At 74.7% G+C, this 18,411-nt stretch carries 17 protein-coding genes; 5 read left to right on the top strand and 12 right to left on the bottom strand.

Going from position 1 to position 18,411, the window contains the following annotated elements:
* Window positions 1-45 precede the first annotated feature (45 nt).
* From ACWIX6_RS10990 to ACWIX6_RS10940, 11 genes are all read right to left on the bottom strand, one after another.
* Entirely contained in the window at window positions 46-648 is a 603-nt protein-coding gene (locus ACWIX6_RS10990; protein ID WP_448616891.1) for a DNA-directed RNA polymerase subunit alpha C-terminal domain-containing protein, read from the bottom strand.
* A gap of 11 nt (window positions 649-659) precedes the next feature.
* Window positions 660-1,463: an AfsR/SARP family transcriptional regulator gene (locus tag ACWIX6_RS10985; RefSeq protein ID WP_448616890.1), complete on the bottom strand. Its 804-nt coding sequence runs from the start codon at window positions 1,461-1,463 to the stop codon at window positions 660-662.
* 121 nt (window positions 1,464-1,584) lie between these two features.
* Window positions 1,585-1,806: a hypothetical protein gene (locus tag ACWIX6_RS10980; RefSeq protein ID WP_448616889.1), complete on the bottom strand. Its 222-nt coding sequence runs from the start codon at window positions 1,804-1,806 to the stop codon at window positions 1,585-1,587.
* Window positions 1,807-1,963: 157 nt separating this feature from the next.
* Complete coding sequence (locus ACWIX6_RS10975) at window positions 1,964-2,890, bottom strand: AEC family transporter (RefSeq protein ID WP_448616888.1); 927 nt, start codon at window positions 2,888-2,890, stop codon at window positions 1,964-1,966.
* A complete protein-coding gene (locus ACWIX6_RS10970; protein WP_448616887.1) occupies window positions 2,887-3,750 on the bottom strand; it encodes an ATP-grasp domain-containing protein in 864 nt (287 codons plus the stop codon). Before ACWIX6_RS10970 ends, ACWIX6_RS10975 begins: the two co-directional genes overlap by 4 nt.
* Window positions 3,743-5,275 carry an aldehyde dehydrogenase (NADP(+)) gene (locus tag ACWIX6_RS10965; RefSeq protein ID WP_448616886.1) on the bottom strand — a complete coding sequence of 511 codons (1,533 nt, stop codon included), beginning with the start codon at window positions 5,273-5,275 and terminating at the stop codon, window positions 3,743-3,745. The genes ACWIX6_RS10970 and ACWIX6_RS10965 overlap by 8 nt, the downstream gene beginning before the upstream one ends.
* Window positions 5,276-5,327: 52 nt before the next feature.
* Window positions 5,328-6,494 (bottom strand): L-talarate/galactarate dehydratase, encoded by a 1,167-nt coding sequence (locus tag ACWIX6_RS10960; RefSeq protein ID WP_448616885.1) that lies wholly within the window; start codon window positions 6,492-6,494, stop codon window positions 5,328-5,330.
* Between the two features lie 25 nt (window positions 6,495-6,519).
* Window positions 6,520-7,872, bottom strand: a complete 1,353-nt coding sequence (locus tag ACWIX6_RS10955; RefSeq protein WP_448616884.1) for an enolase C-terminal domain-like protein — start codon at window positions 7,870-7,872, stop codon at window positions 6,520-6,522.
* The gene (locus tag ACWIX6_RS10950; RefSeq protein WP_448616883.1) at window positions 7,869-9,173 is read right to left on the bottom strand and encodes a glucarate dehydratase family protein; all 1,305 of its coding nucleotides are present in this window, start codon (window positions 9,171-9,173) and stop codon (window positions 7,869-7,871) included. The genes ACWIX6_RS10955 and ACWIX6_RS10950 overlap by 4 nt, the downstream gene beginning before the upstream one ends.
* Window positions 9,170-10,084, bottom strand: a complete 915-nt coding sequence (gene kdgD / locus ACWIX6_RS10945; protein ID WP_448616882.1) for a 5-dehydro-4-deoxyglucarate dehydratase — start codon at window positions 10,082-10,084, stop codon at window positions 9,170-9,172. Before kdgD ends, ACWIX6_RS10950 begins: the two co-directional genes overlap by 4 nt.
* 133 nt (window positions 10,085-10,217) lie before the next feature.
* Window positions 10,218-11,111: a LysR substrate-binding domain-containing protein gene (locus ACWIX6_RS10940; protein ID WP_448616881.1), complete on the bottom strand. Its 894-nt coding sequence runs from the start codon at window positions 11,109-11,111 to the stop codon at window positions 10,218-10,220.
* A 141-nt stretch (window positions 11,112-11,252) separates the two neighbouring features.
* Between ACWIX6_RS10940 and ACWIX6_RS10935 the strand changes: the two genes are divergently transcribed.
* The 5 genes from ACWIX6_RS10935 to ACWIX6_RS10915 all read left to right on the top strand — a co-directional run bounded on the left by ACWIX6_RS10935 (window position 11,253) and on the right by ACWIX6_RS10915 (window position 17,513).
* Window positions 11,253-12,266: a tripartite tricarboxylate transporter substrate binding protein gene (locus ACWIX6_RS10935; RefSeq protein ID WP_448616880.1), complete on the top strand. Its 1,014-nt coding sequence runs from the start codon at window positions 11,253-11,255 to the stop codon at window positions 12,264-12,266.
* Window positions 12,263-12,898, top strand: a complete 636-nt coding sequence (locus ACWIX6_RS10930) for a tripartite tricarboxylate transporter TctB family protein (RefSeq protein WP_448616879.1) — start codon at window positions 12,263-12,265, stop codon at window positions 12,896-12,898. The genes ACWIX6_RS10935 and ACWIX6_RS10930 overlap by 4 nt, the downstream gene beginning before the upstream one ends.
* A 10-nt stretch (window positions 12,899-12,908) precedes the next feature.
* Window positions 12,909-14,447 (top strand): tripartite tricarboxylate transporter permease, encoded by a 1,539-nt coding sequence (locus ACWIX6_RS10925; RefSeq protein WP_448616878.1) that lies wholly within the window; start codon window positions 12,909-12,911, stop codon window positions 14,445-14,447.
* On the top strand, window positions 14,444-14,833 hold the full coding sequence (locus ACWIX6_RS10920; RefSeq protein WP_448616877.1) for a universal stress protein: 390 nt from the start codon (window positions 14,444-14,446) through the stop codon (window positions 14,831-14,833). The genes ACWIX6_RS10925 and ACWIX6_RS10920 overlap by 4 nt, the downstream gene beginning before the upstream one ends.
* A 130-nt stretch (window positions 14,834-14,963) precedes the next feature.
* Entirely contained in the window at window positions 14,964-17,513 is a 2,550-nt protein-coding gene (locus tag ACWIX6_RS10915; protein ID WP_448616876.1) for an HAD-IC family P-type ATPase, read from the top strand.
* Between the two features lie 9 nt (window positions 17,514-17,522).
* On the opposite strand, the gene ACWIX6_RS10910 is transcribed toward ACWIX6_RS10915, so the two are convergent.
* Window positions 17,523-18,398, bottom strand: a complete 876-nt coding sequence (locus ACWIX6_RS10910) for an alpha/beta fold hydrolase (RefSeq protein WP_448616875.1) — start codon at window positions 18,396-18,398, stop codon at window positions 17,523-17,525.
* Between the last annotated feature and the right edge of the window lie 13 nt (window positions 18,399-18,411).

Below are 18,411 nucleotides of genomic sequence, written 5' to 3'. Positions count from 1 at the left end.
GCGCGGTAACAACGACCGGGCCGGGCACCGACCTCGCGGCGGCGGTCAGCCCCGGTCGCTGCCCGGGCCGCCGCCGAGGAGCCGGCCCAGGCAGCGGACCGGCTGCCGCACCGACCACCGCGCCACCCGGCCCGGGACGCCCACCGCGGCGCGGGCCAGGTGCCGGCCGATCCGCAGCAGGTCCCCGTAGTCCGCGGGCCGGGGCGCGGCTGCGGCGTCGGGCGGCGGAGGCGCGGCCGGAGCAGGCTCGGCCGGGGCGGGGACCGGGTCCGGGAACAGCACGTCGACCGGCGTCCGGCCGCCCGGGGACCGCAGCGAGGCGAACGACGGGATCGCCGGCGCGGCCGGCGACTCCTGCTCGGCCGGCGGGGGCACCCGGCGGGCCGCTGCGCCGCCGGCGTCCGGCCGGCTCGTCCCGGCGGGGTCCGGCCGGGGCGGGCCGGGCGCCGGTTCCGGGACCACGAGCCGGATGGCGGCGATCAGGCCGGGCCCCAGGCCGGGGACCGCGGCCAGCTCCCGCCGGGTGAGGACCGCCAGGTCCTCGATGCTGGTGACGCCCGCACGGGTCAGCGCGGCGACCGCCCGCCCGGGGAGGGAGAGGTCCCGGACCGTCCTCGCGGACACGCCTCCCGGCGTGGTGTTCGGCATGGCACCCGACCCTACGTGCGTCCCCCGGACCGGCCCGCGCGCACCTCAGCGGTCACCGGGTCGGCGCTGTGGGCACGACCCACCTGCTCCGCCGGACGACGCAGCTCGTACGGCACCGTGCCTCCACGGGCGCGCAGCAGCAGCTGGGTCATCTGGCCGGTCGGCGCCACGCCCAGTTCGTCGGCGAGCAGCGTCCGGAAGGACTCGTAGGCCCGTACCGCCTCGGCGAGGTTGCCCTCGGCGAGGTGCACCCGCATCACGGCGCGGTGCGCGCTCTCCCGCAGCGGCTCGGTGCGGACGGCGGCGTACGCGGCCTGCACCGCCTCGCCGTAGCGCCGGGCGACGGCCAGCTTGTCGGCCAGCACCTCCAGCGCGTGCATCCGCAGCTGGCGCAGCCGCTCGCGCTCGAGCAGCACCCAGTCGTCGTACCAGCCCGGCAGCAGCTCGCCCCGCAGGGCGACCGCCGGCGCCGCGACGTCCTCCACCCCGGTACCCGGGTGCAGCACGCGCTCGGCCCACTGGGTGAACTCGCGGACGTCGACCCGGACGCCGGGAGCCAGCGCCAGCGCGCCCCCGGAGACGTCGACCAGCCCGGGCACGGCCTTCTGCACCCGCCACAGGGCCGACCGCAGGCTGCCGTGGGCGTGGTCCTCCGGGACGTCGGGCCACAGCTGCCCGGCGATGGCGCCGCGGGCCGGGCGACCGCACAGGCCCAGGTGGGCGATGAGGCGCTGGGCGCCGCGCGGCAGCTCGTCGGCCGCCGCGCCGACCCCGGCGCCGGTCACCTGGAGCGCGAAGCCGTCCAGCAGCGCCACGCGTGTTCCCTGACCTCGGTCCACGGGGCATCACCTCAGCCGGCGCCCCTCGGTCCTCTCGCCGGGACCCGTGGGGACGGAGTCGCCGCGGAGAAATGGTCTCGGCAGCCGCTCTCCGCTGTCAATCCGCTTGCGGTGCGTCACCGACGAAGGCCTGCAACCAGTTCCGCACCGCATCGACGACCTCACCGGGGGACGCGGCCACGGCCACCGTCACGCCGGCGTCCGGATCGGCGGCGCCGGAGGTCCCCACGGCCGTCAGCCGCGCGCGGAAGGAGTCGACGCCGTCCTCCAGCCACACACGCACCAGCAACGCCGCGCTGCGGTCCTGCTCCACGGTCACCGTCCGTCCGATGGGTGGCAGCGCCGTGCTGCCGTCGACGCGGGCTCAGGGGCCGACCCGCATCCGTCCCATCGTCGTCGTCACCGACCGTGAGCACAGTCCCCCAGGAGGATGAACCGCTCCCGGGGGGCAGGGACGGGAGCGGACCCGGCCGCCCTCAGCCCAGGACCAGCGCGATGCCGACGAGGACCGGCACGGACAGCACCGTGCTGAGCAGCACCACGTCCCGGGCCAGCAGCGTGCCCCGGTCGTAGGCCGACGCGTACACGAAGACGTTCTGCGCCGTCGGCAGCGCCGAGGTGACCGTCACCGCGAGCAGCGCGACCCCGTCGAGACCGGCTCCCCAGCGACCGAGGGCGTAGGCGGCCGCGGGCTGGACGGCGGTCTTCAGCAGCACCGCCAGCCAGACCTGCCCGGCCAGCGGCCCCGCCGCCGGGCGCGGTGCGCCGTGCAGGCTCATCCCGTAGGACAGCAGCGCGGCCGGCACCGCCAGGGCCGCGATGAGCTGCACCGGCTCCAGGACCAGGGCCGGCAGGTCCCACCCGCCGGCGGCCAGCAGCAGGCCCAGCGCGCAGCCGACCACCACCGGCGTCCGCAGCGGCCGGGTCGCCGTCCGCCACCGGGAGGTGGCCGCCGCGGCCGTCCGGGAACCGGCCAGCACGGCGAGCCCGACGGGGGCCATGACGAGCACCTGGAACAGCAGCACCGGCGCCACGTACGAGGCGTCCCCCAGCACGTACACCGACACCGGGACGCCGAGGTTGCCGGCGTTGACGTAGGACGAGGCCAGGGCACCGGTGGTGAGCTCCGCGGCCGGCAGCCGCCAGCGCCACCACGCCAGCCCGGCGTACAGCAGCGCGACCAGCGCGGCGCTGCCCGCCGTCCCGACCAGGGCCAGGGACACGACGGTGGCGGCGTCGGCCGCCCCGAGGGTGAGGAAGAGCAGTGCCGGGGTGGCCACGAAGAACGACAGCCGGGACAGCATCCCGGCCGCCCCGGGGCCGAGGAGGCCGATGCGCCCGACGAGCCAGCCGACGGCGATCACCACCGCCAGGGCGGCGAAGCCGCCCAGCACGCCGCTCACGCCGCGAGTTCCGCCTCCACCGCGCGGACCAGTGACGCGGCCGCCGCCGGGGCCTGCGGCAGGAAGAGGCTGGGCTCGGTCAGCTCCAGCTCCAGCAGCACCGGCCGGCCGGCGTCGTCCTGGACCAGGTCGACCCGGGCGTACAGCGGGGCGGCGACGCCGGGCACCAGGTCCCCGATCGCGTCCAGGACCGCGCCGGCCAGGTCCAGCTGGGCCGACGTGGGGACCACCGGGGTCAGGTCGCCGCGGCTGTCGCGGTCCTGCCGGACGCCCTCCCCGCGCCGGAGCAGCGGCCCCTTGCGCACGGCGTGCGAGAACCGCCCGCCGAGGAAGAGCACCGCCGTCTCACCGGCGGTGTCCACGCCGGCCAGGTAGGGCTGCACCATCGCGGTGCGGCCGGCAGCGGTCAGCTCGGCCACGTGCGCGAGGACCGCGGCCGGCTCCGGCCACCGCGCGGTGTCCCGGGAGCCGGCCGAGACCGACGGCTTCACCACCCACTCCTCGGCGGCGGGCAGCTCGCTGGCGGCGGCCGGGTCCCAGACCGTCGGCAACACCGGCAGACCGGCCCGGCCCAGGTCGCGGACGTAGGCCTTGTCGGTGTTCCACCGGAGCAGCTCCACGGCGTTGCGCAGCCGTGGCACCGACGCCGCCCAGGCGAGGAACTCCGGACGCCGCCGGGAGTAGTCCCAGCAGGACCGCACGACGGCCAGGTCCGGGGCCGCCCAGTCGACGGCCGGGTCGTCCCACCGGACCAGGTCGACCGCGTGCCCGGCGTCCCGCAGGGCGCGCGCGGCGAGCGGCAGGTCGGGGTCGACCCGGAGCCCGCGCTCCGAGCCGACCAGGGCGACCCGCTCAGCCACCGGGCAGCTGGAGCGCGCCGTCGATGCGCCGGGGGATGCCGGTGAAGTCCTCGGTCAGCTCCTCCGGCAGGACCTCCGGCGGGGCGCCCTGCCAGGTGACCGGCCGCAGGAACCGCCGGATCGCGGTGGTGCCGACCGAGGTGTGCTGGGAGTTGGTCGAGGGCCACGGGCCGCCGTGGTGCTGGGCCCAGGAGACCGCGACACCGGTCGGGTAGGCGTCGTAGACCAGCCGCCCGGCGCGGGTCCGCAGCTCCTGGGACACCGCGAGCGGCAGGTCGGTCTCGCCCTCCCCGCGCAGCACCGTGGCGGTCAGGGACGACGGCATGGCCTCCAGCGCGGAGAACAGCGCCTTCTCGCCGTCGTACCGGGCGACGACGGCGACCGGGCCGAAGCACTCCTCGGTCACCTCGTGCGGGAGGTCCGCTGCCGACGTGGTCAGCAGCAGCGGCGCGGCCTGGAACCCCGGACCCTGCGGTTCACCGCCGGACGCGACCGTCGAGACCCCGGGCAGCTCCGCCAGCGAGGAGGAGATCCGGCCGTAGGAGGCCGCGATGCCCTCGTTGAGCAGGGTGGGGGCGGGGGTCTCCCGGACGGCGTCGGCCATCGCGGTGAGGACGGCGTCCCCGTCGGCGCCCTCGGGGACGAAGGCCAGTCCGGGCTTGGTGCAGAACTGGCCGGCCCCGAGCGTGAAGGAGCCGACGAGCTCGCGGCCGAGCCGGGCGGCGCGCTCGCGGGCGGCCTGCGGGGTCACCACGACGGGGTTGAGGCTGCTCAGCTCCCCGAAGAAGGGGATCGGGTCCGGACGCCGCTCGATGATCTCGACCAGTGCCTTCCCGCCGTTGACCGACCCGGTGAAGCCGACCGCCCGGACGGCGGGGTGGGCGACCAGGTCGGCGCCGGCCTGCAGGCCGTGCACGACCGCGAGCGTGCCGTCCGGTGCGCCGGCGGCTCGCGCGGCCTCGACCATGATCCCGGCGCAGAGCTGGGAGGTGGCCGGGTGCGACCCGTGCGCCTTGACGACCACCGGGCACCCGGCGGCCAGTGCCGAGGCGGTGTCGCCGCCGGGGACGGAGAAGGCCAGCGGGAAGTTGCTGGCCCCGAAGACGGCGACCGGGCCGATCGGCACGAGCATCCGGCGCAGGTCCGGTCGCGGGCCCATCGGGGTGTCGCCGGCGTGGTCGATGGCCGCCTCGAGGTAGCTGCCCTCCTCGAGCACCTCGGCGAACAGGCGCAGCTGGTAGCAGGTGCGGGTGAGCTCGCCGTTCAGCCGGGTCGGGCCCAGGGCGGTCTCCCGGTCGGCGACGGCGACGACGTCCTCGCGGCGGGCCTCGAGGGCGTCGGCCAGCCCGCGGAGCAGTGCGGCGCGGCCGGCGCGGCCCAGGGCGTCGAGCGCGGGGGCGGCGGCGAGCGCGGCGGCGCACAGCCGGTCCACCTCCGCCGAGCTGGTCTGCTGGGCGACGACCTCGACGGGCTCTCCGGTGCGCGGGTCGACGCTGACGACTCCGCCGTCGGTGGGGGTGTCCATGGGGGTCCTCCTGGGGTGCGGGCTGTCGGTCGGGGTGCGTGGGCGGCCGGGCTCAGTACGGCGCGGCGACGACGGCGCGGTCGACCGTCCAGGCCCGCGCCTGGTCGGTGAGGGTGACGCCGAGGCCGGGGCGGTCGGAGAGGTGCATCCGCCCGTCGCGGGTCTCCAGCCGCTCGTTGAACAGCGGGTACAGCCAGTCGAAGTGCTCGACCCACGGCTCGTGCGGGTAGGCCGCCGCCAGGTGGACGTGGATCTCCATCGCGAAGTGCGGCGCCAGCTGCAGGTTCGCGGCGTCGGCCAGGGTCGCCAGCTTGAGGAACTGGGTGATCCCGCCGATGCGGGGGGCGTCGGGCTGGAGGACGTCGACCGAGCCGTGCCGGATGAGCTCGGCGTGCTCGGCGACGCTGGTCAGCATCTCGCCGGTGGCCACCGCGGTGTCCAGGGACCGGGCCAGCTGGGCGTGCCCCTCGGCGTCGTAGGCGTCCAGCGGCTCCTCGATCCAGACCAGGTCGAACTCCTCCAGCCGGCGGCTCACCCGCATGGCGGTGGGCCGGTCCCACTGCTGGTTGGCGTCCACCATGAAGGGCACCCCGTCGCCCAGGTGCTCGCGGACGGCCCGGACCCGGCGCAGGTCCTCGGCCGAGTCCGGCAGACCGACCTTGATCTTGATGCCGCCGACGCCGGACTCCAGGGTCCGGGTGGCGTTGTCCTTCACCTGCTCGACGGACTCGTGCAGGAACCCGCCGGAGGTGTTGTAGCAGCGCACCGAGTCCCGGTGGGCGCCCAGCAGCTTGGCCAGCGGCAGCCCCGCGCGCTTGGCCTTGAGGTCCCAGAGGGCCACGTCCATGGCCGCGATCGCCTGGGTGGCGGCGCCGCTGCGGCCCACCGACGCCCCGGCCCAGACCAGCTTGGTCCACAGCCGGGCGATGTCGCTGGGGTCCTCCCCGATCAGGTCGGGGGCGACCTCCCGGGCGTGCGCGAACTGCGCCGGCCCACCGGCCCGCTTGGAGTAGCTGAACCCGAGGCCCTCGTGCCCGCCCTCGGTGCGGATCTCGGCGAACAGGAACGCGACCTCGGCCATCGGCCGCTGCCGCCCGGTGAAGACCTTGGCGTCGCTGATCGGGTTCGGCAGCGGCAGGGTGACCGAGGACAGCGTCACCGACTCGATCCGGTCGAGCACCGCCGGGGCGGTCGTGCGGGCGTACTGGGTGGCGGTCACAGCGTCTCCAGAGGTGGTCGGGCCGTCAGCGGACGAGACAGGGGCGCTTGGGGTCGAACCGCCACCCCGGCACCAGGTACTGCATGGCCACGGCGTCGTCGCGGGCGCCCAGCCCGTGCTCCAGGTAGAGCTGGTGCGCCGCCTCCAGGGCCGCGCGGTCCAGCTCGACGCCCAGGCCCGGCGCGGTCGGCACCGCGATGGCGCCGTCCCGGATCTGCAGCGGGGACCGGGTGAGCGGCTGCCCGTCCTGCCAGATCCAGTGCGTGTCCAGGGCGGTGATCGCGCCCGGCGCAGCCGCTCCGACCTGGGTGAACATCGCCAGGGAGATGTCGAAGTGGTTGTTGGAGTGCGATCCCCAGGTCAACCCGAAGTCCGCGCACAGCTGCGCCACCCGCACCGAGCCGCGCATCGTCCAGAAGTGCGGGTCGGCCAGCGGGATGTCCACGGCGTCGGACCGGATCGCGTGCGCCATCTGCCGCCAGTCGGTGGCGATCATGTTGGTCGCCGTGCGCAGGCCGGTGGCCCGGCGGAACTCCGCCATCGTCTCCCGCCCGGAGTAGCCGCCCTCGGGCCCGACCGGGTCCTCCGCGTAGGCCAGCACGCCGTGCAGGTCGCGGCACAGCTCGACGGCCTCGCGGAGCAGCCACCCGCCGTTGGGGTCCAGGGTGATCCGGGCGTCGGGGAACCGGCGGGCCAGCGCGCGCACGGCCGCCACCTCCTGCTCGCCGGGCAGCACGCCGCCCTTGAGCTTGAAGTCGCTGAACCCGTACCGGGCCTGTGCCGCCTCGGCCAGCGCGACCACCGCCTCGGGGGTCAGGGCCGGCTCGCGGCGCAGCCGCTCCCAGTCGTCGGCCGGGTCGGGCTCGGCTCGGTAGGGCAGGTCGGTGGTCGTCCGGTCGCCGACGTAGAACAGGTAGCCCAGCATCGGCACCGAGTCCCGCTGCTGGCCCTCGCCGAGCAGCTCCGCGACCGGCACCCCCAGGTGCTGGCCGAGCAGGTCCAGCAGCGCGGACTCCAGCGCGGTGACCGCGTGGATCGTCGTCCGCAGGTCGAACGTCTGCAGCCCGCGGCCGCCGGCGTCCCGGTCGGCGAACGCCTCGGCCACCGTGCGCAGCAGCCGGCCGAAGTGCGCGACGGGCTGCCCGGTCAGCAGCGCGCCGGCGTCGGAGATCGTGCGGCGGATCGCCTCGCCCCCGGGCACCTCGCCGAGACCGGTGCGCCCCTCGGAGTCGGTGACGATGGCGATGTTGCGGGTGAAGAAGGGCCCGTGCGCGCCGCTGAGGTTGAGCAGCATGCTGTCGTGCCCGGCGACGGGCACCACCTCGACGGTGGCCACGGTCGGCATCGCGCCGGTCATGTCGTCCTCTCCAGCGCTCACCACCGTGGGCTCCGCGCGACGTAGCTGGGGTCGGTCCGCTGCATGTAGCCGGTGTCGTCGCGCTCCCGCAGCCCGCAGGCCAGGTACTGCTCGTGCAGCCGGCCGAGCGCGTCCCGGTCGAGCTCGATCCCGAGGCCGGGGGCCGTCGGCACCGCGACCGCGCCTCCGCGGAACTCGAGGGCACCGGGGACGACGACGTCCTCGGCCGGGTCCTTCCAGGGCCAGTGGGTGTCGCAGGCGTAGTCCAGGTTGGGGGTGGCCGCGGCCAGGTGGGTCATCGCGGCGAGGCTGATCCCGAGGTGGGAGTTGGAGTGCATGGACAGCCCCATGCCGAAGGTCTCGCAGACCGCGGCCAGCGACTGGGACCGACGGAGGCCGCCCCAGAAGTGGTGGTCGGAGAGCACCACCTGCACGGCGTCCTGCCGCACGGCGGGCGGCAGGTGCTCGAACGCCACGACGCACATGTTGGTCGCCAGCGGCATCGGCACCTCCCGGGCCACCGCCGCCATGCCCTCGATCGTCGGGGTGGGGTCCTCCAGGTACTCCAGCACCCCGTCCAGGGCCTGGCCGACGCCGATCGAGGTCCCGACGGTCCAGGCGGCGTTGGGGTCCAGCCGCAGCGGGTGGTCCGGGAACTCCGCGCGCAGCGCCGTGATCGCCGCGACCTCCTCGTCCGGCGGGAGCACCCCGCCCTTCAGCTTGATCGCGGTGAACCCGTACCCGTCGACCATCCGGCGGGCCTGCGCCACCAGGGCGTCGGGGTCCAGGGCGGCGCCCCACTCGTCGTCCTCGGCGCCGGGGTGGCCGGCCCACTTGTAGAAGAGGTAGGCGCTGAAGGGCACCTCGGCGCGGACCGCGCCGCCGAGCAGGTCGCTGACCGGGCGGCCGACCAGCTTGCCCTGCAGGTCCAGGGCGGCCACCTCGAACGGCGACAGCACCCGGTCGGCGGTGGCCGAGCCGGTGACCATGCCGCTCATGCCGTGCCCGCCGCTGCCGTCGTCCGCCGCGAGGGACCGGAGCACCCGCCGGCGCAGACCCGGCAGGTCGAAGACGTCGGCACCGACCAGCTCGGCCGCAGCGCGGTGCAGCCGCTGCAGGTGCGGCAGGTCGCCGTAGGACTCGCCCAGTCCGTAGGTGCCGGCATCGGTGACCACCTCCACGACGGAGCGGAGGGCGAACGGCTCGTGCACGCCGACGGCGTTGAGCAGCGGCGGGTCGTGGAAGGCCACCGGGGTGACCCGCACGCCGACGACGCGCCCGCCGTCGCTGGTCGTCCCGGAGCCGGGCCGGGAGCCGGTCACGAGACCTTGCCGACCAGCGCGGTCAGCTCGGCCAGCTCGGCCTCGGTGAGGTCGGTCAGCGGCGGGCGGACCCGGCCGCCGTCCCGGCCGACGGCGGTCAGCCCGGCCTTGACGATGGACACCGCGTAGCCCTTGGCGCGGTCCCGGACGTCGAGGTAGGGGATGACGAAGTCGTTGAGCATCCCGTAGACGGCGGTCCGGTCCTGGGCGCGCACGGCGGCGTAGAAGCGCAGCGCGAACTCGGGCAGGAAGTTGTACAGCGCCGAGGAGTAGGTGCTCACCCCCAGCTGGAGCAGCGGCAGCGCGAAGGTCTCGGCCGTGGGCAGCCCGCCGACGTAGATCAGCCGGTCGCCGACCTTGGCGTAGGTGCGGGTCATCTGCTCGATGTCGCCCACGCCGTCCTTGAGCCCGATCAGGTTCGGGTTGCGGTCGGCCACCTCGGCGACCGTGGTGTCGGTGAGCACGGCGTTGGCCCGGCTGTAGACGATGACGCCCAGGTCGGTGGCCCGGCAGACGGCCCCGATGTGCTCGACCAGGCCGGCCTGGCTGGCCTCGGTCAGGTAGGGCGGGAAGAGCAGCAGCCCGGACGCGCCGGCCTCCTGGGCGGCCTGCGCCTGGGCCACCGCCTGCGCGGTGCTGCCGGTGGCCGGGGCCAGCACCGGGACCCGGCTGCCGGCCTCCTCCACGGCCATCCGGACGACGCGGTCGATCTCCGCCGAGGTGAGCGAGAAGCCCTCACCGGTGCCGCCGGCAGCGAAGAGCCCGGCGACGTCGAAGCTCGACTGCCACGCCAGGTGCTCGCGGTACCGGGCCTCGTCGACCTGGAGGTCGGCGTCGAAGTGGGTCACCGGGAAGGAGAGCAGGCCGGACTCCAACCGGTGGGCGAGGGCGTCCGGGGGCAGCAGCGTCACGGTTCGAGTCCTTGGGTCCGACGGGTCCGCGCCGCGCTCGCCGAGCGTCCGGGGCGGTGGTCGGCATCACCGTAGGAACGACTGACGATGCATGTCCAAGAGCGGTTTCGCATCGCGCGATACCCGCAGGGCATCAGCCCTCCGGCGCCAGCCGCCGCAGGACGGCCAGCGCCCGCCACAGCGCCGGGTTCTTCGACTGGCGCGCCCACAGCAGGTGCAGCTCCACCGGCTCGGGCACCGGGGTCTGCAGCCGGACGAAGCCGACCCCGTCGATCGACAGCCGGGCCGCGGACGCGGGCACGAACGCCACACCCCGGCCGGCCGCCACCAGCCACAGCATGGTCAGCACCTGGCTGACGGTGTGGACGGTGTTCTCCGAGGCGATCGGCACGATCCCGGCGACGAGGTCGTAGAAGTACCGCGCCTTGGTGGGCGAGTGCATGACCACCGGTTCCGCGGCGAGGTCCGCGGCCTCGACGGCGCGGCCCAGCTCCAGCAGCCGGTGACCGGCCGGGGCGGCCACGAGCAGCGGCTCGCGGTGCAGCAGCGCGGAGCCGAACGCCTCCTCGTCGAAGGGCGGCCGGGCGAGCCCGAGGTCGACCTCTTCGTTGAGCAGCCCGGCGACCTGCTCGCGGGTGACCATCTCGGCCAGGTCCACGTCGACGTCGGGCAACGCGCGGGCCAGCTCGTTGAGCAGCCGGCCGAGCACGCCGTAGGTCGAGGCCGCGGTGAAGCCGATCCGCACCACACCGCTGGAGCCCGAGGACACCCGCCGGGCCAGCTCCGGTGCCGAGTCGGCCAGCGACAGCAGCCGGCGGGCCTCGACGAGGAACACCTCCCCCGCGGCCGTCAGGGTGACCCGCCGGTTGTCCCGCTCCAGCAGCTGCGCACCGACGACGCGCTCGAGCTTCTGGATCTGCCGGCTCAGCGGCGGCTGGGTCATCTTCAGCCGGGCCGCGGCACGGCCGAAGTGCAGCTCGTCGGCGACCGCGATGAAACCGCGCAGCTGCTCCAGGGTGAACGCCATGCCGTGACGGTATCAATCAATGCCGCATCAGTCTTGGACAGGCATGACATCGCGTTCCTAGGCTCCCCATCGTCCCGGTGTCCGTGACGCCACTCACAGCTCCACCCGCCGGACCGCCGGCAGTTCGAAGAGGAGACCCACATGACCACCAACCACCGTGCGCGCCGCTGGGCGACGACCGGCGCCGGACTTGCTCTGGCCCTCTCGCTCGCCGCCTGCGGCGGCAACGTCGGGGGCGGGTCGGCCTCCGGCGACGGTGCCGAGTTCCCCGACGGTCCGATCACGATCCTCGTCGGCGCCGACCCGGGTGGCAGCACCGACCTGATCGCGCGGGCCGCCGCCGAGGGCGTCGCCGAGGAGCTCGGGGTGGCCGTGACCGTGGAGAACAAGCCCGGCGCCAACGGCGCGCTCTCCCTCCAGGAACTCGCCAACGAGGACGCCGACGGTCAGACCCTGGCCGTCTTCAACGGCAGCCTCGCCTACATCACCCCCTTCGCCGTGGCCGAGGACGAGGCCGTGAGCATCGAGGACTACGAGGTCGTCACGGGCCTGTCGCTGGACGACTACGTGCTCGTGACCGCGCCCAGCTCGGGCTTCACGACCGTCGAGGACCTGGCCGGCGCCGGTCGCCCGATCACCTTCGGCACGACCGGCGTGGGCACCGGCAGCCAGCTCTCCCAGGAGCTGCTGTTCGCCCAGGCGGACATCGAGGCGACCTCGGTCCCCTTCGACGGCGGCTCGCCCACCCTCACCGCCGTGCTCGGTGGCCAGGTGGACGTCGGATCGATCCAGCTCGGCGAGGCCATCGAGCAGATCGAGGCCGGCGAGCTGACCGCGATCGTGACGTTCGCCGAGGAGCGACCGTCGTACCTGGCCGACGTCCCGACCGCCGTCGAGGCCGGGTACGACGTGCCGGTGCAGCAGGCCCGGGCCATCGTGGCGCCGCAGGGCACGCCCGAGGACGTCGTCCAGACGCTGGACGACGCCTTCACCGCCGCCTTCGCGACCGAGGCCTACCAGGCCTTCAACGAGGACAACCAGCTGACCCCCTGGGAGGTCGACGGCGATGAGGTCACCGCGACGTACACCGAGAACCTGGACAAGTACCGCGCGGTCATCGAGGAGTACGGCATCCAGCTGGGCGACGCCTCGTGACCTCTGAGCACGACGGGGTGCACACCCCCGGGAGCCCCGGCGGCCGCACGGCCGCCGGGGCCGCCCCCCGGGGGGAGGTCGACCGCACCGGTGCGACCGCCTCCACCCCCGTCGCAGAACCGGTGCCCTCGAGCCTGCACGACCTCGAGGAGGCGGTGCACCAGCTGGAGGTCGAGGCGGAGCACCGCCCGCCGCCGGCGGGACCGGTCACGAACGTCGTGGTCGCGGTCGTCGTCGTGGCGCTGGGTGCCGCGGCCCTCGTCGGGTCGCTCTCCCTCGGAGCCGGCAGCGCCCGTCAGCCGGGTTCGGGCACGTGGCCGATCCTCGTCAGTCTGGCCATGATCGTGCTGGGGCTGGCGCTGCTGCCCGCCGTCCGCCGGACCGCCGACGCCGAGCGCTTCGCCGGGCCCAGCTGGCTGGTCCTGATCGGCCTGGTGACGATGGTCGTCTTCGTCGCCCTCATCTCGGTCATCGGCTTCGAGATCCCCGCCGCCCTGCTGGCCTTCGTCTGGCTGCGGTTCCTGGGCCGCGAGAGCTGGCGCTCCTCGATCATCACCAGCCTCGCCGTGGTGGTCGCGTTCTACCTCATCTTCGTGGCGGCCCTCTCGGTCCCCATCCCGCACCTGTTCTGAGGAGGGTCCCGTGGACCTCGCCCCGGTGCTCGACGGGTTCACCGTCGTCCTGGAACCGACCAACCTGCTCTACTGCCTGATCGGTGTCGTCGTCGGCATGCTCGTCGGCGTCCTGCCCGGCCTCGGCCCGGCCGCCACGATCGCGATCCTGCTGCCGATCACCTTCGGGATCGAGCCGGTGACCGCGATCATCATGCTCGCCGGCATCTTCTACGGAGCCCAGTACGGCGGGACCATCACCTCGGTGCTGTTGAAGCTCCCCGGCGAGGCGTCGTCGGTGGTCACCGTCTTCGACGGCCACGCCCTCGCCCGGCAGGGGAAGGCCGGCACGGCACTGGGCATCGCCGCCATCGGCTCCTTCGTCGGCGGCACGATCTCGATCGTCGCGCTGACCTTCCTCGCCCCCGTGGTGGCCGGCTTCGCCCTCGACTTCGGACCGCCGGAGTACACCGCGCTCGCCCTGCTGGGCATCCTGCTCGTCAGCACGGTCAGCAGCGGCAGCAAGGCCAAGGCGATGATCGCCGCCGTCCTCGGGCTGCTGCTGGCCACCGTGGGACGGGACGCCTTCACCGGTGGGGAACGGTTCACCTTCGGCAACCTGAACCTGGCCGACGGGCTGGACTTCGTGCCCATCGCGATGGGCCTGTTCGGCCTCGGCGAGATCCTCTACAACCTGGAGGAGCGGCACACGACCGTCCCGGCGCCCGCCAAGGTGGCGAACGTGTGGCCCTCCCGCCAGGACCTCCGGCAGTCCTCCGGCGCCATCGGCCGCGGCTCGGTGCTCGGCTTCGTCCTCGGGATCCTGCCCGGCGGCGGGGCCACGCTGTCCTCCCTGGCCGCCTACGCGCTGGAGAAGAAGCGGTCGAAGACGCCGGAACGGTTCGGGCAGGGGGCGGTGGAGGGCGTCGCCGCGCCGGAGACGGCGAACAACGCCGCCGCGACGTCGTCGTTCATCCCGTTGCTGACGCTGGGCATCCCGGCCAACGGCACGATGGCGGTGATCCTGGGTGCGCTGCTGCTCCAGGGCGTCAACGTCGGACCGCGGCTCGTCCAGGACGACCCCGAGCTGTTCTGGGGCGTGGTCAACTCGATGTACATCGGCAACATCCTGTTGCTGATCATGAGCATCCCGCTGGTCGGCCTGTTCGTGAAGATCCTGCGGATCCGGCCGGCGATCCTCGCGCCGATCACCGTGCTGATCACGCTGATCGGCGTCTACACGGTGAACAACAGCGTCTTCGACATCGTGCTCGTCATCGTCTTCGGGGCCCTCGGGTACCTGATGAAGAAGCTCGGCTTCGACCCCGGTCCACTGGTGCTGGCCTTCGTCCTGGGCACCCTGCTGGAGGACTCGCTGCGCCGGTCGCTGCTGATCTTCGACGGCGACCCCACCGGGTTCTTCGTCCGGCCGATCTCCGGGACGCTGCTCGCCGTCTTCCTGTTCGTGGCCCTCTTCCCGGCCATCCGGGCAGCCCTGGGCCGCCGGCGGGGCACGTCGCGCGCAGACGCCGACCCCGCCGACACCACCGCACCCAAGGAGCACGTGTGACCGTCCTCGTCGCCTACGTCCCCACCCCCGAGGGCGAGGCCGCCTTCGCGGCGGCCGTGGACGAGGCCGGCCGCCGCGCCGAGCGGCTGGTCCTCCTCAACACCCCGCGCGAGGGCGCTCCGGTGAGCACGGCGGTCGCCGACGAGCGCACCGTCGCGGCGCTGCTGCAGCGCGCCACCGCCGCCGGGGTGGACGTCGACGTCCGGCAGGACGCGCACGCCGGGGACCTCGCCGACGAGGTGGTGCGGGTGGCCGGCGCCGTCGACGCCTCGGTGATCGTCCTCGGCCTGCGCCGCCGCTCACCGGTCGGCAAGCTGCTGATGGGCAGCACGGCCCAGCGGATCCTGCTCGACGCCGACCGCCCGGTGCTCGCCGTCAAGCCCTGAGCACCCGCCCGGCTGCCGCGGGCGTCCCCGGCCGCATGCCATGCTCGTGCTCCGGCGGGGAGCCCACCCCGGCCAGGTCGCGGGCGGCCTGGACGCAGGCCGTGGACGCCGGCCGAGGGAAGGCAGCGGGATGGACGTGCAGCAGACGGGCGCGGAGCAGGCCGCTCCGCCCGGCGCCGGACCGCAGGGGCTGTCCCGGGCGGAGGCGGAGGCCCGCCGGCGGCGCGGCGAGGCGAACGTCGCCGACGGCGGGTCGTCCCGCAGCTACGCGCAGATCCTGCGCACCAACGTCTTCTCCTTCTACAACACCATCCTGTTCGTCATCGGAGCGGCGCTGCTGGCGCTGGGCCGCTACAACGACGCGTTCGTCAGCGTCGGGCTCGGGCTGGTCAACGCGGCGATCAGCGCGGTGCAGGAGATCCGGGCCAAGCGCCAGCTGGACCAGCTGCAGCTGCTCACCCGCGGCGTGGTCACCGTCGTCCGCGACGGCGCCGAGGTGGCGCTGCCCCCGGCGGAGGTCGTCCGCGGCGACGTGCTGCTGGTGCGCCCCGGTGACCAGGTCGTCGTGGACGGGCCGGTCCTCGACGGCGGCCGGGTCGAGGTCGACGAGTCCCTGCTGACCGGCGAGTCCGAGCCGCTGGTCAAGCGGCCCGGCGACGACCTGATGTCCGGCAGCTTCTGCGTCGGCGGCGGCGGCTCCCAGCTCGCCCGGGACGTCGGCCCGGCCAGCTACGCCAACCGGCTCACCGCCGAGGCCCGGCAGGCCAGCACCGACACCACCCCGCTGCAGCGCCGCATCGAGTTCGTCGTCCGGCTGGTCATGCTGCTGGTGGCGCTGATGAGCGCGACGATCCTGCTGCAGGCGGCCCTCGAGGGCCTGTCGCTGGTCCGGGTCGTGCAGACGACGGCGGTGCTCTCCGGCCTGGTCCCCTACGGCCTGTTCTTCCTGGTGGCGGTGGCCTACACCGTCGGGGCGGCGAAGAGCGCCCGGGGCGGGGCGCTGGTGCAGCGGGTCAACGCCGTGGAGTCGCTGAGCAACGTCGACGTCGTCTGCACCGACAAGACCGGCACGCTGACCACCGGGCGGCTGACCGTGGCCGAGGTCGCGCCGGTCGGCCCGCTGGACGCCGCCGCGGTGGAGGCGCTGGTCGGCTCGCTGGCCCGCAGCGTCGCCGCGCCCAACCTGACCAGCACCGCGCTGGCCGCCGCGCTCCCCGGCGCCGCCTGGGAGGTCCGCGAGGAGATCCCGTTCTCCTCGGCGCTGCGGTGGAGCGCGCTGCGCACCGACGACGGCGTGTACGTGCTCGGCGCACCGGAGGCGCTCGCCGGGCAGCTGACCGGTGTCCCGCTGACCGGGCTGGTGACCGAGCGGACCGCCGGGGGGCTCCGCGTCCTCGCCGTGGCCCGTGCCGTCGACCCCGGCGCGCCCCTGCGGGACGCCGCCGGGCGGGCACAGCTGCCGCCCCTGGAGCCGCTCGCGCTGGTCTCCCTCGCCGACGAGCTGCGCCCCGACGTCACCGCCACCCTCGCCGGCTTCGCGGCGGACGGCATCGCGGTCAAGGTGGTCTCCGGCGACGACCCCCGCACGGTCGCCGCGCTCGGCCGGCAGGCGGGGCTCGACGTCGGCGGCGTGGTGGCCGGCGCGGACCTGGCCGGCCTCACCGGGCCGGAGCTGGACCGGGTGGTCGCCCGGACCACGGTGTTCGGCCGGATCGCCCCCGAGCAGAAGGAGCAGCTGGTCGACTCGCTGCGCCGGCAGGGCCGGTACGTGGCGATGATCGGCGACGGCGTCAACGACGCCCGGGCGCTCAAGCGGGCGCACGTGGGCGTGGCGATGCGCAGCGGCAGCTCCGTCGCCCGGGACGTCGCCGACATCGTGCTCACCGAGGACTCGCTGTCCGCGCTGTCCCCGGCGCAGCGGGAGGGACGGCGGATCATCAACGGCATCGGCACGTCGATGCAGGTCTTCCTGGCCCGGGTCGGCACCCAGGGGCTGGTCATCCTGGCGGTGACCATGCTGGGCCTGGGGTTCCCCTACTCCCCCGCGCAGGTCGGGCTGACCCTGCTCACCGTCGGGGTCCCCACGCTGTTCCTCACCGCCTGGGCCCGCCCCACCCCGCCGGACCCGCACCTGCTGGCGAACGTCGGGCGCTTCGTCGTCCCGGCCGCGGTGGTCACGGCGGCCGGCGGGGTCGCGGTCTACACCACGCTCTACACAGCCCTCATCGACGCGTTCGACGACCCGCGGTTCCCGGACTTCGTCGCCGCGGAGTTCGAGCGCTACACCGGGCTGTCCTCCGACGACGTGGGCTTCGCCGAGGCCGCGGCCACCATCGGGGCGCAGACCGGCCTGTCGACCTTCGTGTCCTACGCCGCGTTCCTGCTGATCCTCTTCCTCAAGCCGCCGAACCGGTTCCTCGCGTCCTGGACCCGGCCCGACGGCGACAAGCGCCCGGCCGTGCTGGTCGCCGTCCTGGTCGTCGCGTTCAGCGGCGGGCTGAACGTCCCGTGGTTCAGCGACTACTTCGGTCTCACCAACGCGGCCGGGCCGGTGTTCCTGGCCGTGGTGCCCGCGCTGGTGGTGTGGTTCGTCGTGCTCAGCGCGGTCTACCGCAGCCGCTTCCTGGACCGCACGCTGGGACTGGGGGCGCTCGCCGAGCCCGGTGCGCCCCGCCCCTGACCGGCGGGCTCAGCCGGCCGGCGGGACCACCCGGTCCAGCCAGCGCAGCAGGTCGGCGACCACCTCGTCCCGGTTGGTCTCGTTGAACACCTCGTGCCGGGCGCCCTCGTACACCCGGAGCGTGACGTCGGTCAGACCGGCGTCGCGCAGCCGCTGCACCAGCCCGCGCACCAGCGCCAGCTGCCCGTTGACCGGGTCCTGGTCGCCCACCGCGACGTAGACCGGCAGGTCCGGCCGCAGCCGGCCGACCCGGGCCGGGTCGGCCAGCTGCCGCGCCGACACGAACATCTGCCGGCCGTCCTCGGTGGTCAGCCCGAACCCGCAGCGCGGGTCGGCCACGTAGGCGTCGACCTGGGCCTCGTCGCGGGACAGCCAGTCGTAGTCGGTGCGGGCCGGCTCGAACGGCGCGTTGAACGCCGACAGGTCCAGCGGCTGGTCGAGGTCCAGGGCCGGCTCGAGCAGGTCGAGCGCCGCGGTCCCGGTGAGCACCAGCCCGGCCAGCTCGTCGGAGTGGTCGAGGACGTGCTGCTGCGCGGCGAACGAGCCCATGCTGTGGCCGAGCAGCACCAGCGGCAGGTCCGGCAGCCCGCGCCGCACCTCCTCGGACAGCCGGCCGATGTCGCGCACCAGCTCGTCCCACCCGCCGGGCCCGAGCGCGCCCCAGCCGCCCTCGCCGGCCGTGGCGCCGTGCCCGCGGTGGTCCTGGCCGACGACGACGAAGCCGGCTCCGGTCAGGTCCCCGGCCAGCGCCTCGTAGCGCAGCAGGTGCTCCCCCATGCCGTGCGTCAGCTGCACGATGCCGCGCGGCGGGCCCGCCGGGTCCCACCGGTAGGCGGTCACCGGCACGTCGTGCGCGGACCGGATCGTCATCGTCTGCGGCGGCATGCCGGCACCCTAC

The sequence above is a fragment of the Modestobacter sp. URMC 112 genome (genome assembly GCF_053502575.1).
Note: the sequence above shows the minus strand (reverse complement) of the source record. Positions and strands in the feature narration are given on the sequence as shown.